Source organism: Enterobacter genomosp. O, from assembly GCF_001022965.1.
Taxonomy (GTDB): domain Bacteria; phylum Pseudomonadota; class Gammaproteobacteria; order Enterobacterales; family Enterobacteriaceae; genus Enterobacter; species Enterobacter cloacae_L.
Genome location: NZ_LECZ01000027.1, coordinates 561,890 through 577,595, shown reverse-complemented (window position 1 = coordinate 577,595; position 15,706 = coordinate 561,890). Strand labels below are relative to the sequence as shown.

Annotated in this window: 19 protein-coding genes and 1 pseudogene; 7 read left to right on the top strand and 13 right to left on the bottom strand. The window is 54.3% G+C overall.

The annotated features are described in order from the left end of the window. The first annotated feature begins 14 nt into the window (after window positions 1-14). Together ABR39_RS21495 and ABR39_RS21490 are read left to right on the top strand one after the other, a co-directional pair. On the top strand, window positions 15-548 hold the full coding sequence (locus ABR39_RS21495; protein ID WP_047348642.1) for a MarR family winged helix-turn-helix transcriptional regulator: 534 nt from the start codon (window positions 15-17) through the stop codon (window positions 546-548). 24 nt (window positions 549-572) lie between these two features. Then, complete coding sequence (locus tag ABR39_RS21490) at window positions 573-1,496, top strand: LysR substrate-binding domain-containing protein (RefSeq protein WP_047348641.1); 924 nt, start codon at window positions 573-575, stop codon at window positions 1,494-1,496. Between the two features lie 51 nt (window positions 1,497-1,547). Here the strand turns inward: ABR39_RS21490 and ABR39_RS21485 are convergent, their stop codons facing one another. Next, window positions 1,548-2,018 (bottom strand): hypothetical protein, encoded by a 471-nt coding sequence (locus ABR39_RS21485; RefSeq protein ID WP_047348640.1) that lies wholly within the window; start codon window positions 2,016-2,018, stop codon window positions 1,548-1,550. 304 nt (window positions 2,019-2,322) lie between these two features. Here ABR39_RS21485 and ABR39_RS21480 point away from each other — a divergent pair, with 304 nt between their 5' ends. Continuing rightward, window positions 2,323-2,799: a WbuC family cupin fold metalloprotein gene (locus ABR39_RS21480; protein ID WP_047348639.1), complete on the top strand. Its 477-nt coding sequence runs from the start codon at window positions 2,323-2,325 to the stop codon at window positions 2,797-2,799. Between the two features lie 64 nt (window positions 2,800-2,863). On the opposite strand, the gene ABR39_RS21475 is transcribed toward ABR39_RS21480, so the two are convergent. Continuing rightward, window positions 2,864-3,409, bottom strand: a complete 546-nt coding sequence (locus ABR39_RS21475) for a cysteine hydrolase family protein (protein WP_047348638.1) — start codon at window positions 3,407-3,409, stop codon at window positions 2,864-2,866. A 452-nt stretch (window positions 3,410-3,861) separates the two neighbouring features. Between ABR39_RS21475 and ABR39_RS21470 the strand changes: the two genes are divergently transcribed. Then, a complete protein-coding gene (locus ABR39_RS21470; protein WP_047348637.1) occupies window positions 3,862-4,299 on the top strand; it encodes a GNAT family N-acetyltransferase in 438 nt (145 codons plus the stop codon). 79 nt (window positions 4,300-4,378) lie between these two features. On the opposite strand, the pseudogene ABR39_RS25160 reads toward ABR39_RS21470, so the two are convergent. From ABR39_RS25160 to ABR39_RS21435, 8 genes and pseudogenes are all read right to left on the bottom strand, one after another. After that, window positions 4,379-4,627: pseudogene (locus tag ABR39_RS25160) on the bottom strand (helix-turn-helix domain-containing protein); the annotation flags it as partial. A 120-nt stretch (window positions 4,628-4,747) separates the two neighbouring features. Then, window positions 4,748-5,347: an NAD(P)H-dependent oxidoreductase gene (locus tag ABR39_RS21465; RefSeq protein ID WP_047348636.1), complete on the bottom strand. Its 600-nt coding sequence runs from the start codon at window positions 5,345-5,347 to the stop codon at window positions 4,748-4,750. A 74-nt stretch (window positions 5,348-5,421) separates the two neighbouring features. Beyond that, window positions 5,422-6,015 carry a TetR/AcrR family transcriptional regulator gene (locus ABR39_RS21460; RefSeq protein WP_047348635.1) on the bottom strand — a complete coding sequence of 198 codons (594 nt, stop codon included), beginning with the start codon at window positions 6,013-6,015 and terminating at the stop codon, window positions 5,422-5,424. Window positions 6,016-6,049: 34 nt separating this feature from the next. Further along, window positions 6,050-9,139 carry an efflux RND transporter permease subunit gene (locus tag ABR39_RS21455; RefSeq protein WP_047348634.1) on the bottom strand — a complete coding sequence of 1,030 codons (3,090 nt, stop codon included), beginning with the start codon at window positions 9,137-9,139 and terminating at the stop codon, window positions 6,050-6,052. Next, a complete protein-coding gene (locus ABR39_RS21450) occupies window positions 9,136-10,245 on the bottom strand; it encodes an efflux RND transporter periplasmic adaptor subunit (RefSeq protein ID WP_047348633.1) in 1,110 nt (369 codons plus the stop codon). Before ABR39_RS21450 ends, ABR39_RS21455 begins: the two co-directional genes overlap by 4 nt. Window positions 10,246-10,320: 75 nt before the next feature. Beyond that, window positions 10,321-10,935, bottom strand: coding sequence for a TetR/AcrR family transcriptional regulator (locus ABR39_RS21445; protein WP_047348632.1), 615 nt, complete (start codon window positions 10,933-10,935; stop codon window positions 10,321-10,323). A 196-nt stretch (window positions 10,936-11,131) separates the two neighbouring features. Next, the gene (locus ABR39_RS21440) at window positions 11,132-11,446 is read right to left on the bottom strand and encodes a PTS sugar transporter subunit IIB (RefSeq protein WP_047349060.1); all 315 of its coding nucleotides are present in this window, start codon (window positions 11,444-11,446) and stop codon (window positions 11,132-11,134) included. Window positions 11,447-11,530: 84 nt separating this feature from the next. Then, window positions 11,531-11,998: a DUF1348 family protein gene (locus tag ABR39_RS21435; RefSeq protein WP_047348631.1), complete on the bottom strand. Its 468-nt coding sequence runs from the start codon at window positions 11,996-11,998 to the stop codon at window positions 11,531-11,533. A 119-nt stretch (window positions 11,999-12,117) separates the two neighbouring features. Here ABR39_RS21435 and ABR39_RS21430 point away from each other — a divergent pair, with 119 nt between their 5' ends. Continuing rightward, a complete protein-coding gene (locus ABR39_RS21430) occupies window positions 12,118-12,681 on the top strand; it encodes a TetR/AcrR family transcriptional regulator (protein ID WP_047348630.1) in 564 nt (187 codons plus the stop codon). Between the two features lie 51 nt (window positions 12,682-12,732). Here the strand turns inward: ABR39_RS21430 and ABR39_RS21425 are convergent, their stop codons facing one another. Continuing rightward, window positions 12,733-13,512, bottom strand: a complete 780-nt coding sequence (locus tag ABR39_RS21425; protein WP_047348629.1) for an SDR family oxidoreductase — start codon at window positions 13,510-13,512, stop codon at window positions 12,733-12,735. A gap of 90 nt (window positions 13,513-13,602) precedes the next feature. Between ABR39_RS21425 and ABR39_RS21420 the strand changes: the two genes are divergently transcribed. Together ABR39_RS21420 and ABR39_RS21415 are read left to right on the top strand one after the other, a co-directional pair. After that, window positions 13,603-13,941: a winged helix-turn-helix transcriptional regulator gene (locus tag ABR39_RS21420; RefSeq protein ID WP_047348628.1), complete on the top strand. Its 339-nt coding sequence runs from the start codon at window positions 13,603-13,605 to the stop codon at window positions 13,939-13,941. Between the two features lie 36 nt (window positions 13,942-13,977). Further along, window positions 13,978-14,490: a GNAT family N-acetyltransferase gene (locus ABR39_RS21415; RefSeq protein WP_047348627.1), complete on the top strand. Its 513-nt coding sequence runs from the start codon at window positions 13,978-13,980 to the stop codon at window positions 14,488-14,490. On the opposite strand, the gene ABR39_RS21410 is transcribed toward ABR39_RS21415, so the two are convergent. Together ABR39_RS21410 and ABR39_RS21405 are read right to left on the bottom strand one after the other, a co-directional pair. Beyond that, window positions 14,471-15,253: a hypothetical protein gene (locus tag ABR39_RS21410; RefSeq protein WP_047348626.1), complete on the bottom strand. Its 783-nt coding sequence runs from the start codon at window positions 15,251-15,253 to the stop codon at window positions 14,471-14,473. The two genes, ABR39_RS21415 and ABR39_RS21410, sit on opposite strands and share 20 nt — an antisense overlap. A gap of 1 nt (window position 15,254) precedes the next feature. After that, window positions 15,255-15,452, bottom strand: coding sequence for a hypothetical protein (locus ABR39_RS21405; protein ID WP_023335609.1), 198 nt, complete (start codon window positions 15,450-15,452; stop codon window positions 15,255-15,257). Window positions 15,453-15,706: the final 254 nt, after the last annotated feature.

Sequence of the window (15,706 nt, the reverse complement as noted above, 5' to 3'; positions counted from 1 at the left end):
CATCAGGGGTGAAAATGAAAGACCATGTAGACTTCGTCGTCGACCAGTGGAGCCGCGCCATGCCTGAGCTGGACGCCTCGTCGATGAAAATTTTTGGCCGAATGCTCAGGCTAATGAAGCATCTGGGAAAAAAACGCGCGCAGGCCATGGCGGCGTTTGGCTTTCGCGAGGGCGAATTTGACGTGCTCGCCACGCTGCGTCGCGCCGGAGAGCCGTACTGTCTTTCGCCCACGCAGCTGTATAAATCGCTACTGATCACCTCCGGGGCGATGACGAACCGGCTTACGCATCTAGAACAACAGGGGCTTATCCGGCGAGTTGCCGATCCCGATGACAAGCGCAGCACTCTCGTAAGCCTGACGTCACTCGGGCTGGAGCGTATCGAACAGGCGCTGCTCGTTCATACCCAAACGCAAAATGCGCTGCTGGGAAACTTATCTGACGCACAGCGCGCGCAGCTTGAGTCCCTGCTCAGGGAGTTATTGCTGACGTTTCCGCCCGAGGACGAGGCGGATACGTCGCCGGGTACCGATAAAACCACTGCATGAATAAACCTCACTGAAAGGGAAATTATGGCCTTACCTCCACTGTATGCCCTGCGCGCGTTTGAAGTTGCCGCGCGGTTGAACTCCTTCAGCAAGGCCGCTGAAGCGCTCAACATCACGCCGGGGGCGGTCAGCAGACATGTCCGGACGCTTGAAATGTGGTTCGACTGTGAGCTTTTTAAACGGCAAGGCCCGAGAGTCGAGGTCAGTGACGCCGGGCGTATTCTGGCCGGACATCTGAGCGAGAGTTTCACCAGCATCGAGTGGGCCTGCCGCGCATTTAAAAGTGAAAATCACCTTCTGCGTCTTAAAGCACCCAGCAGCCTGACGATGCGATGGCTTCTTAATGTTCTGAAAACCTTTCGCGAGAACCATGCGAAACCCAAAATCGAAATTGCCAGCGTCTGGATGGACTTCGACACGGTTGACTTCAGCCGCGAGCCATACGATTGTGCGATCCTCCTCGGTAATGGCTATTTTGGTGAAGCAACAGAGAGCCGGCTGCTTTTCAGTGAATGGCTTATTCCTGTTTGTACCCCGTCTTTGCTTGAATCAGCCCGGCAGCAGCTTCCGCAGTGCGATCTGATTCATCCCTCGCCGGACCGACGAGACTGGCGACGCTGGCTGAAAAGGACGGGGTTTTTTCCCGGGCTCGACATGAGTAGCGGGATTGTGTTCGACACCCTGGAGCAGGGAAGCCTGGCCGCCATGAACGGACACGGCGTCGCGATGGCGGACCTTCGTCTCACGCTGGAAGCCCTGAAAAGTGGCTTGCTCGCATTGCCCTTCAGGGAAGCCATCGCCACGGGAGACGGCTACTATCTTGTCTGGCCGAAAAATTCGCTCCGAGCGCAGAGTATTGAACGGCTGCTGAACTGGCTTAACCTTAACTCGCCGGTTGTTCCCGCCCTGGATATCGTCTGTCTTGAATACGATGAAAAACGGCTTTAACAATATCAATGCAGGATATTCCTTATGGGATGTCCTGCATATTAAATGTATTTACGCGTAGGGAATGTTCGCCATTTTTCTATATCTTTCCGGCAGGGCGCTATTCAGGTTGAGCAATTTATCGAGAATATACAGCGCAGGCGTTCCCTTTGCGCGTTCGGCATCGATCAGCGCTGAACGTAACAGATTAGCAGCCGAGGTCATTTTACGGAAATACTCCTCTGATTCCGCCGTCTGCGCTTCGCCCGACGCGGCGTAACGCACCCGGGGCCAGTCCGCGAAGTCAAGCAGCGGGAGGATCCCATCATCTTTTGGTAAATGCGCTGCGAGCAGCTCCTCGGCGTTGCCCGGATTGCCCTGAGCGAAAGAGAGCAGATGCAGCCGATGGATAAAGGGTGACAGCACTTCTGAGTTCTCTTTTTCTGCTGAAAGAATCTTTATTATTTCATGTAAATTTTCACCGGTACCGTTTTTATGTGCCGCGATAATTTTCGTCACACGGAATAAAACATCGAGTGTCATAGGTGCTCCATACAGGCTTGGTATTCATTATTTTTAGACGTGATAAATATATCCCAGGGCTGTGCGGATTGTATTTCAAGATAAACGTGTTTGAAAAACGATAAATAGTGAGAATTAATGTGAGTTTTACTCAACGTTGTGCGCGATGTCGCCGCGAAAAGTGGCGCTTCGGACATCAGCCTCGCGTAATTTCTCCCTGCAGCGATTTGTTTCACAAATGCCATGGCTCATCAACTGTTCCAAATGATATAACGTCTTGCGGCAATCGGGTTGCCGTCAGCCGATCCTATTCATAAAGGTGTATATGAAACAAATTACTTTCAGTGACCTGCAGCAACAGAGCGAGCAGGCCGCAAATTCTCCCCGCTTACGCGCGCATCGTAATTTACATCCTGAGCTGAGCGACCCGGTGCAGCGCCTGGCCATTGCGATGGAGCCCGGTACTTATGTTCGCCCTCATCGCCACCCGCACACGTTTGAACTGCTGACCGCGCTTAGCGGCCGCTTTCTGGTGCTGAATTTTGATGACAACGGTACCGTGACTAAGCGCGTTGTATTAGGTGAAGAGTGCAAGGTGCTGGAGATGGACGCAGGGACCTGGCATGCCGTGCTGTCCCTGGATAAAGGCGGCGTTATTTTTGAGGTAAAACACGGCGGTTATCAGCCCGTGGCTGAGCACGATACCGCTTCATGGTCACCGGCTGAAAACGCACCAGGCACCGCCGAGCTGATGAAGTGGTACGCTCAGGCGCAAGTGGGTGACGGTGGTTTTACCCTCTAAGATTCTCTCCGGTGCCCGGCGCGCGTAAGGGCGAGCCGGGCAAGATAGACAAGATCCCGCTGACTCAACTGACAGTATTAAAATGCCAGTCACTGGCAGTCGACAGCGTCACGAATGGGCCTGCCAGCGTGCTGTTGTGATGAGTAATGATGTCATTGGCAGATAAATATTCATTATCCATTGTGGTATGTGCATCTGAAATCAATACCGTCCTGAAACCCAGTTCCGGTGCAATCCGACAAGTGGTATCGACACAAAACTCTGTCTTCATCCCGGCAATGACCAGCTGTTTGATGCCTCTCTGATTAAGTTCACGCTGCAATACGGTATCCCGAAAACAGCTGGGATAGCGCTTTGTGAAAACAACATCCACCTCACGCTTCACCTCCAGTTTGGGTAGCAGGCTTGTTAACGGACTCTTCTCTGAAAACGGAGAGTTATCAGGCCCGGTATGGCGGGCAAAAAAGACGGGCACCTGCGCGTGACGCGCTTTGGCTATTAACAAACGGATATTTGCCAGAACGGCATCGGCGGAACAGGGGGAAACCGGGCCATTGAACAGTCCCTGCTGCATGTCGATAACTAAGAGAGCATTGTCAGATGAAACCATTTTCTTTCTCCATTCAGAAGGTGATGAACGGAGACACATTTCCCCGTCCAGATTGGCGGGGATGAGGTTCTGTTTGTCAGTCGTTCGCTACAGATACGCCCACGCCGCCGAAGGTGTCGGTGGTGGTGAGGGGGGTTGTTGGCTGAACTGACTTAACCATGCAATGACCTTTGTTTATTTCGCTGTTAACGCAACTATCGTGTCCAGTTATAGCCCTGGTGAGAGATTCTCTTCAATACACCAACATCAGTAGGTGCAACGTGTTATTGCAAATTTAAAATGTCACATTTTCTTCTTTAGAGAACTGTCTTCAACTTTTTATTATGATGGTCAAGTATAAAAAGGGAGTTCCGTAACACAATGAAAAAACAGTTTATTGCGATTAAGTTTCAGAAAGCCTACTTCGGACTCTGACAACTATTGCAGTTGGCTACTACGGAGAAGATGAGATCATGTGCGTACGTTCAGCTAGTATTGATGACTATGAGGCGCTTTGCGCCATCGACTCAGTTGCCGCAGAGAGCATGGCGCGACGTGACCAAATTCGTTACTGGCTCGGGTCGGCGTGCTGTTGTGTTGCAGAGGTAAATAATCGGGTGGTCGCTTACGGCGTATTAACGCGCCATTTCTTTGACCAGCCTTTTATTGAGATGGTGATGGTAGGCGTAGAATATCGTAACCAGGGGTTAGGCACAGCAATTGTTAGACATTTCGAGTCAGCTATCACCGACTCGAAATTGTTCGGTTCCGCCAACATGTCGAACAGGCAGATGCAGGAGTTGTTTGTCAGGTTGGGCTTCAGACCAAGCGGTTACATAGACAACCTTGATGAAGGTGACCCTGAAATCATTTTCTACCGCCCTGCCACCTGCATTCGTAGTGCTAAATGAAGGCCGGGATGTCTGCTCTATTTTATCAGACTGGCTCTGAATTCTTCCGGATTGGCTAATACGGGGTTGATGGCTCTCAGTGCACCAGAGCCAGTACATGAAGTTTAAAGGGGTCAGGCAGACAATAACAATGATTGCCGGGCTTTCCCCTGTGGCCGTGAGCCAGTGCTGCTGCGCCTGATTCACGGTAACGGTTGACCAGCCGCTGTACCTGCAGTTCAGTCAGTTCCAGATGAGCGGCTGCATCACGCCGTCTGAGCCGCTTTTCACAGACCGCCTGAATGACGTTAACGCGGTTTAATTCTATATCTGACACAGTCACCAGCATCCGGATGTCCTTGTTGCAGCGAAGGTTGTATCCTTATATGCCGCAAAAAGTGACATTATAATATTGGTGCTACACAACGTCAGCGTTGCGCCCGGATGATATAAAGTTCACTGGCTGATATTATTTAATATTGCCGAGGCTTTGCAGGAAATCCTCAACCTGAGCAGGCGTCGCCGTATCAGCCTGATAAAGGATATCGAGCGTAACGTTCTTCAAACCGCAGAAGCCGAAGACGCCCTCGACGATCTGCGTCTGCATCGCCGTTGAATAACCATGCTTATCGAACCCGCTAGCGTCGGTGCCGGCAGTAGCGATAAGGTGAACGGGAACGTCACGTAAATTACCGACAATCCGGCCATCTTCTGCCACCTTGTACGCCCAGTTTAGGGTCAGTACGCGATCGAACCAGCCTTTCAACAGCGCGGGAACCGACCACCAGTACACCGGGAAGACAAACACCAGCATATCCGCACGCTCGACGCGCTGCTGCTCGTGTAGAATATCGTCGGGGAGGGCGCTGGCATCACCGTGATACAAATCCAGATCGGGTCGAGTCATGGCCGAATTAAAGCCTTCGGCATGCAGGTCGGCAATCTCGACCTGCATACCTTGTTCGCGAAGCTTTCCGGCAATGCGATCTGCCAGTGAATGAGATAACGAATTTTCGACAGGGTGAGCCGTCACGATCAGCGCATTCTTGATGATGTTTGTAGCAGACATAGAAACCTCAACAGGGGAGTGAATTGACACCTATATTACTATTGGTAACTTAGGTGTCAATCCGCCTGCTACGATCATTTTGTGCTATTGGCGTAGGTCTCCAGCACGCCGGACATGGCGCCGCTGAGCATATCTTCCGCCACATTTCGGGCGAGCACGCCGTTACCCGCGGCGGTACTGAGCGCGTCCGCCGCACCAATGATGGCCGTCAGCACCGCTTCACCCTGGACACCTTTCAGCACGATAAAAGGAGAAAGCGCGGTGCGCAGGCAGTCGGCGCATTCGGCCACGCAGGCTTCCCGGAACGTCTGCAGCGCGTGGGAACCGGACAGCGCCGCGGCGATTGGCCCGGTTTCCGGGCCGGCGGTAATCGCGCAATCGATATAGGCAGCGCTGAAAAAGCGGATTGTCTTTTCCAGCGTTTTGCTGTCTACCGCCAGCGTCTCACGGAATTTAGCCAGCTGCCGATCGCTATAATCCTGGTACAGCGCCATCAGCAGCCCTTCGCGATCGCCGAAGTGATCGTAGGGAATAGGCTTTGTCACGTTGGCCCGTTCAGCCAGATAGCCCAGCGTCAGTGCCTCCGTGCCTTGCTGGCGGACGATCCCACGCGCAACTTCCAGTAGCTGAACGCGGCGGTCCTCTTTTCTTAAGCGCTTAACAACCATGCTTTCCTCAATATAGTTATCTACCGATGGTAGTTTACACGTTTTCCGTGGTGGGCTGCACGCGTTGTTCCACAGGGCGGATCCGGAACCAGATCGCATACATCGCGGGCAGGAAGACGAGCGTTATTATCGTTCCGCCCAGCGTTCCGCCGATCAGCGTCCAGGCCAGCGTTCCCCAGAATACGGAATGCGTCAGGGGAATGAACGCCAGCACGGCGGCCATGGCAGTCAGTAATACCGGACGCGCACGCTGGACCGTCGCTTCAACCACCGCCTGGAACGGATCGAGGCCGTCCTTCTGGTTATGATCGATTTGCCCGATCAGAATCAGCGTATTGCGCATAAGAATGCCTGACAGGGCGATCAGGCCCACCAGGGCGTTGATGCCGAACGGCTGATTAAAGATCAGCAGGGTCGGCACAACGCCAATCAACCCCAGCGGAGCGGTAAGGAACACCATTACCATCGCCGAAAGAGAACGCACCTGCAAAATGATGATCAGCAGCGTCAGGGCAATCATGATCGGGAACAGCGGCAACATGGCCTGCGTGGCTTTGCCCGATTCTTCAATCGACCCCGCCATGTCGATGCGGTAGCCGGCCGGCAGCGTATCAACAATCGGCTGGAGCTGTTTCATTATGGCGGTCGACACGTCCGGCGGCTGAAGATTGTCGGCTATGTCGCCCCGCACGGTAATAGTGGGGGTGCGATCGCGACGGCGCAGAAGCGGGTCTTCCATGCCGATCTCAATCTTGCCGATCTGAGACAGCGGAACGCGCTGTCCCGCATTACCTACAAGGGTGAAGCCCTCGATTTTTGCCGGATCGAGGCGGATATCGCCTGCCGCGCGGCCCATCACCTCTACCGAACGAATGTCTTCCCGCACGGCGGTAATCGGCACGCCCGATAACAGAAACTGGAGCTGCTGGGCGACGGTGCTGGAGGTTAAGCCGGTGGCCTGCAGGCGGTTCTGATCGAGGGTGAAATGTAAAACGGGCACCCGCGATCCCCAGTCGGTGTTAACGGTTCGCATCATCGGGCTTGCCTGGAGCACGGCTTTTACCTTATCCGCGATGTCGCGCACGGTATCGACGTCCGGCCCCGATACGCGCCAGGCGACCGGGAAGGGAGAGTAGGGGCCGAATACCAGCTGCGTCACCCGCACGCGGGCTTCGGGCGCAAGGCCGCTGGCGACGGCCTCCCTGAGCCTGAACTTCAGCGCCTCGCGAGACGTCTCGCTGTCCGTCAGGATCACGATTTTCGCAAATGAAGGGTCGGGAAGCTCGGGCGCCATTGCCAGATAAAAACGCGGTGAACCCTGACCAATATAGGCGGTAACGATTTTGGCCTCCGGCTGCTTGCTCAGCCAGGCTTCTATTTTCGCAGAGGCGGCGCTGGTCTGGGCAATTGAGGTGCCGTAGGGCATCTGCACCTCAACCAGCACTTCCGGGCGATCGGAGGTCGGGAAGAATTGTTTTTTCACCAGCCCCATGCCGAGCACGGCCAGGATGAAGATGGCGACCACGGAGCCGGCCACCCGCCATTTTCTGGCGATAACGCGGCCAAGCAGCTGGCGAAAACGGTTGTATCGGGGCGTGTTATAGATGGCGGCATGTCCGCCTTCTACTTCTGGAATGTTCGGCAGGATCTTCACACCCAGATAAGGGGTGAACACCACGGCGACAAACCACGACGCAATCAGGGCGAGACCGACAATCCAGAACATATTGCTGGTGTATTCCCCGGCGGTCGACTGGGCAAAACCATTCGGCATAAAGCCAATGGCCGTCACCAGAGTACCCGCCAGCATGGGCGCGGCGGTATGGCTCCAGGCGTAGGCTGAGGCTTTGATTCTGTCGTAACCTTCCTCCATCTTCACCACCATCATTTCGATGGCGATAATGGCATCATCAACCAGCAGGCCGAGGGCGAGGATCAGGGAGCCCAGCGTGACGCGGTCAAAGTTAATCCCCGCGGCCTCCATCACCACGAAGACGACCGCCAGCGTCAGCGGGACCGCCGCCGCCACCACCACGCCCACGCGCCAGCCCATGCTGACAAAACAGACCACCATCACCACGAGCAGGGCAACGAAGAATTTGATCATAAACTCATCAACCGACGAGCGGATATTCACGGATTGGTCGGTGACTTTGGTCAGGGTCATGCCGAGAGGAAGGGCATCATTAATTTTTGCCGTTTCCGCATCCAGCGCTTTACCCAGCGACAGGCCGTTCCACCCTTCACGCATCACGATGCCCAGCAGAAGGGCGGGCTCGTGCTGATTGCGTATCAGCATCGTCGGGGGATCTTCGTAGCCGCGCTCAACCGTTGCCACATCGGAGAGCTTGAGCGTTTTCCCCTGAGCAACAAATGGCGTATCGCGGATCTTCTGCAGTTCATCAAAGGCACCGTCCAGGCGGATGAATATCTGCGCGCCCCGGGTCTCAATGGCACCCGCAGCGGTTAACGCGTTCTGGCTGTTAAGCGCATTGAAAATATCCTGCTGCGAGAGTCCCATCGTCGCCAGACGATCGTGCGAGAAGGAGATATAAATCCGTTCGGCCTGTTCGCCGATAATGTTGACTTTCTTCACGCCAGGCACGTGCAGAAGCTGCTGGCGCAGGCCTTCGGCATCGCGCACCAGCTGCCGCTGGGGCTCGCCCTTCGCCTTTAAGGCAAAGAGGGCAAAGGTGACATCCGCGAATTCGTCATTCATCATCGGGCCGATGACGCCCGCCGGAAGACGCTGGGACTCGTCTCCAAGCTTCTTGCGCGCCTGGTAGAACTCGTCCTGCACCTCAGCGGGCGGCGTTTTGTCCTGCAATGACAGGGTGATAAAGGCCATGCCGGGGCGGGTATAGGTTTCCGTCCGGTCATACCATTTGAGTTCCTGCAGGCGCTTCTCCAGCGGTTCGGCAACCTGATCCTGAATTTCCTGCGCGGTGGCACCCGGCCAGACGGTGATCACCGTCATCTGCTTTACGGTGAAGGGCGGATCTTCCGCGCGTCCAAGCCCAAAAAAGGCGTAAATACCGGCAATCGTCACGAGAACGATCAGAAACAGCGTGACTGAACGCTCGCGAACGGCAAGCGCTGACAGGTTAAAGCGGCTTCCGCTCATGGCGTGTTCTCCGCGCGGGTGGCATCGCGTTGTACGGCAAGCCTGACGACTTCACCCTCGTGCAGAAGATGCGCGCCTAACGCAACGATCTTCTCGCCGGGCTTCACGCCGCCCGTGACCTGCGCCGCAGCTTCACCCACGCTCAGCACGTTGACGGGCGTCCAGGCGACCTTTGCCGGCGGAGCGGAAATGCGCCAGACGCCGGGGCCTTTGCCCGCATCGTAGAGCGAGGCCAGCGGAACCTGCATGACCTGGCCTTGCGCTTTCGCGTCTGCAATGTTCAACGTGACGGTGGCCCCCAGCGGCGCGTTGGCCAGGGCCCCTTCCAGGACGTATCGTGCTTCAAAGGTGCGGGTAGCGGCGTCCGCTGAATCAGAGAGCTGGCGCAGCGTTGCGGTGACCGGGTGCTTTTCGTTGCCATACAGCGTAGCCTGCGCCTCGCTGCCGACGGCAGGGCGCAAGGTCTCCGGGAACTGCACAAGCGCTTCACGCTGTCCCGCTCTGGCAAGCCGGATCACCACCTGACCGGCGCTGACGACCTGGCCCGGCTCGGCGAGCGTTTCCATCACCACGCCGTCTGAATCTGCCAGCAGTACGGCGTAGCCGGTGGCGTTTTGCGCCACGTTAGCCTGCGCGCGGGCCGCGCTGAGCTCGGCCCTGGCCGTATCGGCCGCGGCTTTGATCTGGTCATACTCCGAAGCAGACACGGCGCCGGATGCCACAAGGCCGCGATAGCGCGCCTCATCGCTGGACGCTTTTCGCTCACGCGCCCGGGCGGCATCCACCGCGCGCTGCTGCGCCTGGGCCTGTAATTTGAGGTCAACCGGATCGAGGCGCAGCAACGGCTGACCCTGCTTGACGGTCTGCCCGGTATCCACCAGGCGTTCGAGGATTTTTCCCTGAACCCTGAAGCCTAAATCGCTTTGCGTTCTGGCGACCACCACCCCCGTAAAGGCGCGGTCGGTATTGTTCGCAAGCTCGACCGAGGCGGATCTGACGAGCGGTGGCTGAGTGCGCGGATCGTCACTCGCGGAATTATCGCCGCACGCCACCAGGGCAAACGGCAGGAGACAAACGGCAACGCGGGCTGAAGTGAGCCTGAGCATGGGGAAACCTTATCGACGTAACAGGACGGTATCCGCATTCTCTGACTAGTGACCAATAAAGTCAATGGTCACAAATTAGGGGGCCAGGCTTCTTAAAACCAGCGAAGAGAGCAGCACCGCCGCAGCGGGGGCCGTCTCGAGGTTGTACTGCAGCTGTACGGGATTAATATAAGGGCACATCACCATGTGGATGGCCTGGGTGACCTCATCCAGCGGCGTTTTTCTCTCGAACTCGCCGGCCTGCCTGCCTTCGATAATGATGCTCTCAATCAGCTTCATCAGGCTTTCTGCATACCGTTCAGTCGACGGCCACTGCTCGCGTGCGGCAACGGCGGCAATGTCGTAAAGCTTACGATCGTGGAAAAACAGCTCGCTGCCTGCCTCGGTAAGCGCTTTGAAAAGACGGCGTAGTTTTTCGCTTGCTGACGGCGAATCTTTGATGGCCGCAAGCACGGCCGCCATGATCAACTCCAGGCGGTTAGCGCAGATCACCTCGCCAATAGCCTGTTTGGAATCGAAAAATTTATAAATGTAGGACTTTGAAAAACCGATGGATTTAGCCAGTTCGGCCACGGTGGTTTTTTCATAGCCATAGTGGCCGAAGTGCTCAAAAGCCGCTTCGACGATTTGCTCTCTGACAGAGTGGTCAAGGGGACCACGCGTTGATGGGGCGTTCATATTTTTAGTCATTATTTAAGCTTAGCGTGACGGGCTACGATTGACAATGAGTGACCATTTCGTATTTTGGTTACATTCGTTTTCGTCGTGAGCCGTTCAGACGGGACGATAAACCAGGTGGGGAAAGTGTATCACTGTTTTTCGCGCTCTATGGCATCTATCTGTCTGCGGGGGCGAGGAGGCCGCAATAGCGATGCGGCCTTGTCTGTCAGGCAGCCAGTTCAGGCATTTGCTCCTTCACGAAATTGAACACCTTCTTCGCGTCCAGAGACGCGTAGGGAAGACTCTCAATGATGGCGATTGAACGCGTATTGCCCACCGTTGCGTGTATCTCATCGAGTTTGTACTGAATGTGCGGCGCGATAAGAAAACCGTCAAAAGCGGGGGCGACGCTGGCGAAGTTATCCAGCCCAACGGCGCTAATCATCAGTGGGTAGCCTTCTTGTTCTGCCAGGGACTGCATTTTTTTGGCAAGAGCGTTTGCGGTATTACCGAACAAACAACATATCAGAAGCTTTTTCATATTTTGTTCCTCCTGAAAACCGCTCATAGGGTAGTCCTGAGGTTGTCACCGAAATGCGCGCTATCTCTTATTTTGGTGACAAAACTATAACCCCAGATCGCTCAATGAGGGGTGATCGTCCGGGCGTCTGCCCAGCGGCCAGTGGAACAGTCGCTCAGCGGCTTTTATCGGCATATCGTTTACGCAGGCAAAACGGCGCTTCATCAGTCCGTCCGGTTCAAACTCCCAGTTTTCATTACCGTAAGAGCGGAACCAGTTGCCGGAATCATCATGCCATTCATAGGCATAGCGAACGGCGATGCGGTTATCCGTAAACGCCCAGAGCTCTTTAATCAGACGATAATCGAGCTCTTTTTTCCATTTCCGCTCCAGAAACGCCTGCGCCTCTTCACGGTTGGTGGCGAACTCCGCGCGGTTGCGCCATTGGGTATCCAGCGTATAGGCCAGCGCGACTTTCGCCGGGTCGCGGCTATTCCAGCCGTCTTCTGCCAGTCTGACTTTTTCGATGGCGCTTTCACGCGTGAAGGGCGGTAAAGGAGGGCGTGCGTTCATTGCGATTACCTCTGTCTGTTATTATGTAGACAGGTCTGTCTACTTGCGCTAATCTATGCCTGAAAAATAACGCTGTCAACACTCCTTTTAGAGGCTGCCGAAAAGTGAATACACCCGTCATGAGTAACGATAAAAAAATCAGCGTCAGGGATAAAATATTAATTACGGCGCACGATCTATTTTATTCCACGGGTTTCAAAGCGACGGGGGTAGATACGCTGATTAAAGAGGCGAAAGTGACGAAGGTGACGTTTTATCGCCATTTTCCGAGTAAAAGCTTACTTATTCTTGCCTATTTACAGTACCGGCATGAAATATGGATTAACTGGTTTGAAACCACGCTGCGTCGACATCTCGACGCAGGCCTGACGGCGTCTGGTGCATTATCCGCAACGCTTCATGAATGGTTTGTTTCGCCCGAGTTTCACGGCTGCGCGTTTATTAACGCCAGCGCAGAGGCAAAATCCGAAGATATTGAAAGTGAAATTAAAGAGATTTGCCGCGACCATAAAGCAGAAACAAAGAAAAAAATCGGCATGCTCACCGGTATAACGGATGAACAGATCTGTAATGACATCATGATGCTTGTTGACGGGGCGATTATTCATGCACAAATGGGAATGGATTCAGACATGGTAATACACGCGTTAAAAACAGGTTTAGAAAAACTGACGGGCCAATAATATTCCCCTGTGCTTAATCAGCCCTCATCCCGAGCCGATTAAGCACCCGCGTCACACTGTCGGGATGGTACCGCCGTCAACTACAAATTCAGTGCCGGTAATACTCGCAGCATGAGATGACGCGAGGAAGACGATGAGGTTAGCCACTTCAATCGGTTTGGCAGGGCGTCCGAGCGGTATTCCACCCAACGATTTCATAATGATCTGCTTACCGCCTTCGTAATCTGTTCCTGCCTGGGTTGCCAGCCTCTCAGCTAGCGCCACCGCAGCTTCGGTTTCGATCCAGCCGGGTGCCACGCGCACCACCCGAATACCCTTCGGCGAGACTTCCTTTGAAAGACTTTTACTGTAGGTTGAGAGGGCTGCTTTAGCCGCCGCATAACCCGTTGTTGATTCCGGTAACGGCAATTCGCGCTGAATAGACGTCACGTGAATAATCACCCCATTTCCCTGCGCGAGCATTCCTGGAAGCAGGGCGCGATCTAAGCGTACGGCAGGCAACAAATTGAGGTTGAGCTCCTGCTGCCACGCTTCTTCGCCAAGCGCAGCAAAACCGCCGCCAGGTGAGGTTGAACCGCCTGCAACATGGATAATCACGTCGGCACCTCCCATCTGTTCCTGAACCGCTGATGCAACTGAGGTACATCCCGCGACCGTCGTAAGGTCAGCGGCTACGAAAGCATCTGCGATATTTTGATCGGGTTCGTGGCGCGCCGTGGTGAATACCGTTGCACCGAGTTGTTTTAAAAGCCCGACGACTGCTTTTCCGAGCCCCTTTGTGCCAGCGGTAACAAGCACGCGTTTACCTGTGAAATCAATAACTAATGACATGACCTATAACTCCCGTTATTTACAGTACAGGTATATTCAACATAGACTGATAAATTTACTAGTACGCACGAAAAAGTGAGTTACTAAATTATGAGTAAGTTATATAGTCCTGAATCTGCTGCAAGCGGCGTGGAACAAGTATTACGGCTGCTGGAAGGCCGCTGGAAATTAATCATTCTTTTTCATCTTTTCGACGGGAAAGTGCAGCGCTACTCTGATTTCGAAAAACTGATCCCCGGTATTTCCCAGAAGATGCTGGCGCAGCAGCTTCGACAACTCGAGTCCGACGGTATCGTTTCTCGGATGGTCTACCCTCAGGTGCCGCCGAAAGTGGAATATCGTCTCACCGAATGGGGGCAGGCACTGTGCCCAGCGCTTGATGCCATGCTGAAATGGGCAGAAAAACGCGAGACTTACGCTAGCATGTAAAGCGGGTCAGCGAGGTTTATTAGCAAGGAGAACCCCATGACGTTTCGTATTCGCCAGGCCACCGGGGCCGATGCAGCACGCTTAAGCGAGCTGGGATACCGCATCTATCCCGCCCATTTTCAGCATCTGTGGGTATCAGACGCAGAGATGAAGGACTTCCTGGACGCCGAGTATGCCTCTTCCGTCATTGAGCAGAGCCTGACCGAGAGCCAGGTTTCCTGGTTGGTGGCAGAAACTGACCGCCCCGTGGGGTTCATGAAAGTGACCTGGGAGGCCAAGATTCCAGAAACGGATAGGCAGGGCGTGCTCCTCAACAAGCTCTACCTTGATCCTGCTGAAACCGGCAAGAACTATGGGCAGGTCATGTTCAACGAAATCATCGATATGGCCCGAAGCAAGGGGAAAACCTATCTCTGGCTGGAAGTGCTTGAGCAGAACGCGGGCGCCTTCCGGTTCTATCAAAAGCAGGGCATGCTCTGCCTGAAGGACGTTGTTTTCGCAACCGCTTCTCAGCAGAGCATTCTCAGAATTATGGGGATGCCTCTTTAGAAAGCGTGTCCTGCTGTGCCAGCGACAGCGCGCTGGCGCTGGCGGGATCGAACAGTGAGAGGCTCTCAATCTGATTGAGTAAAATCACCTTTCGGAATGACATCGCGCTGCGGGGTTCCGAGTCGAGCGTAATGTCGTGCTCCGCATACCACCTGCTGTAATTATTCTCGATGCGCAGGTTCATCGTCTTCTCGTCCCTGTACCCGCTTAACATCGGGATTAGCACGATATTCGCCGTTTTTTCATATTCCAGCGTCGCGGTGTGGATCATGCCGATGTAAATCCGCCTCGACCGGAGGGTGACCTGCGCCAGCTCGCCTTGCTCCATGCACTGGTACAGCAGTTGTTCTATCCCGCTCGACTGGGCAAGGCGTTTGTAGAGCTTTTTCCGGCTTTCACCGTCCAGCCTGGCGCTGCCCGCCCAGTTAGAGCGGTAGAGGCAAAACAGGATGGCAAACGCCAGCATAACCACCACCGGCGCCTGAATGCCTAAAAAACTCCAGTTCATAAAGTCGATTTGCCAGTCGGTATATTTCGGTGAGGCGAAGTGGAAAGCGTTGTTAGCGGCGGACAGGCCGAGCAGCAGCAGCCAGAGCAGCCCCGTGGCAATCACGCCCTGCAGAACGAAAATACAGCCATACAGCGCAACCAGAAAATAGACGTCCCAGCCGAAGGAACGCTTGATTTTAAAGCGGGTCGACAGGTCGCGGCTGGTGTACCAGTACCCGCATACCATCAGCACCATAAATATCGCCGTTCCCATATCAGGCCCTCTTCAGCGTGTCGACGTGACGCAGAAAATCCTGCCGCACCTCGTTGCTTTTGTAGTTCACCGAGGCGTTCCCGTCCTGGTCGATGATGATGCGATCGCCATCTTCGACGGCTTCAATAATTTCCTGCTGGCTCATTACCTGAAGCAAGGATTCGGGGCTGGAGAACAGGGAGAGAAAGAAACGTTTCATGTCAGGCATCCTTATGAATTAAAAAGAATAAGCTTGGAAGATGCCCGGCGAGTTTGCCTTAAGGATAACCTGAAAGTTAAGGTCGAGTGGCGGCTACGCCTTATTCGGCCTGCAAAACCCTCTCTTTTTGTCTCGTCTCAACCGATTGATATTTATTTAAAATAAAAAATAAATCGCCACAAACTTGGACAAATAACGTTAATTGTGTAAGTTTTAATTATGCGATAACGCCACGTTGTTTACAGCCAGGATGT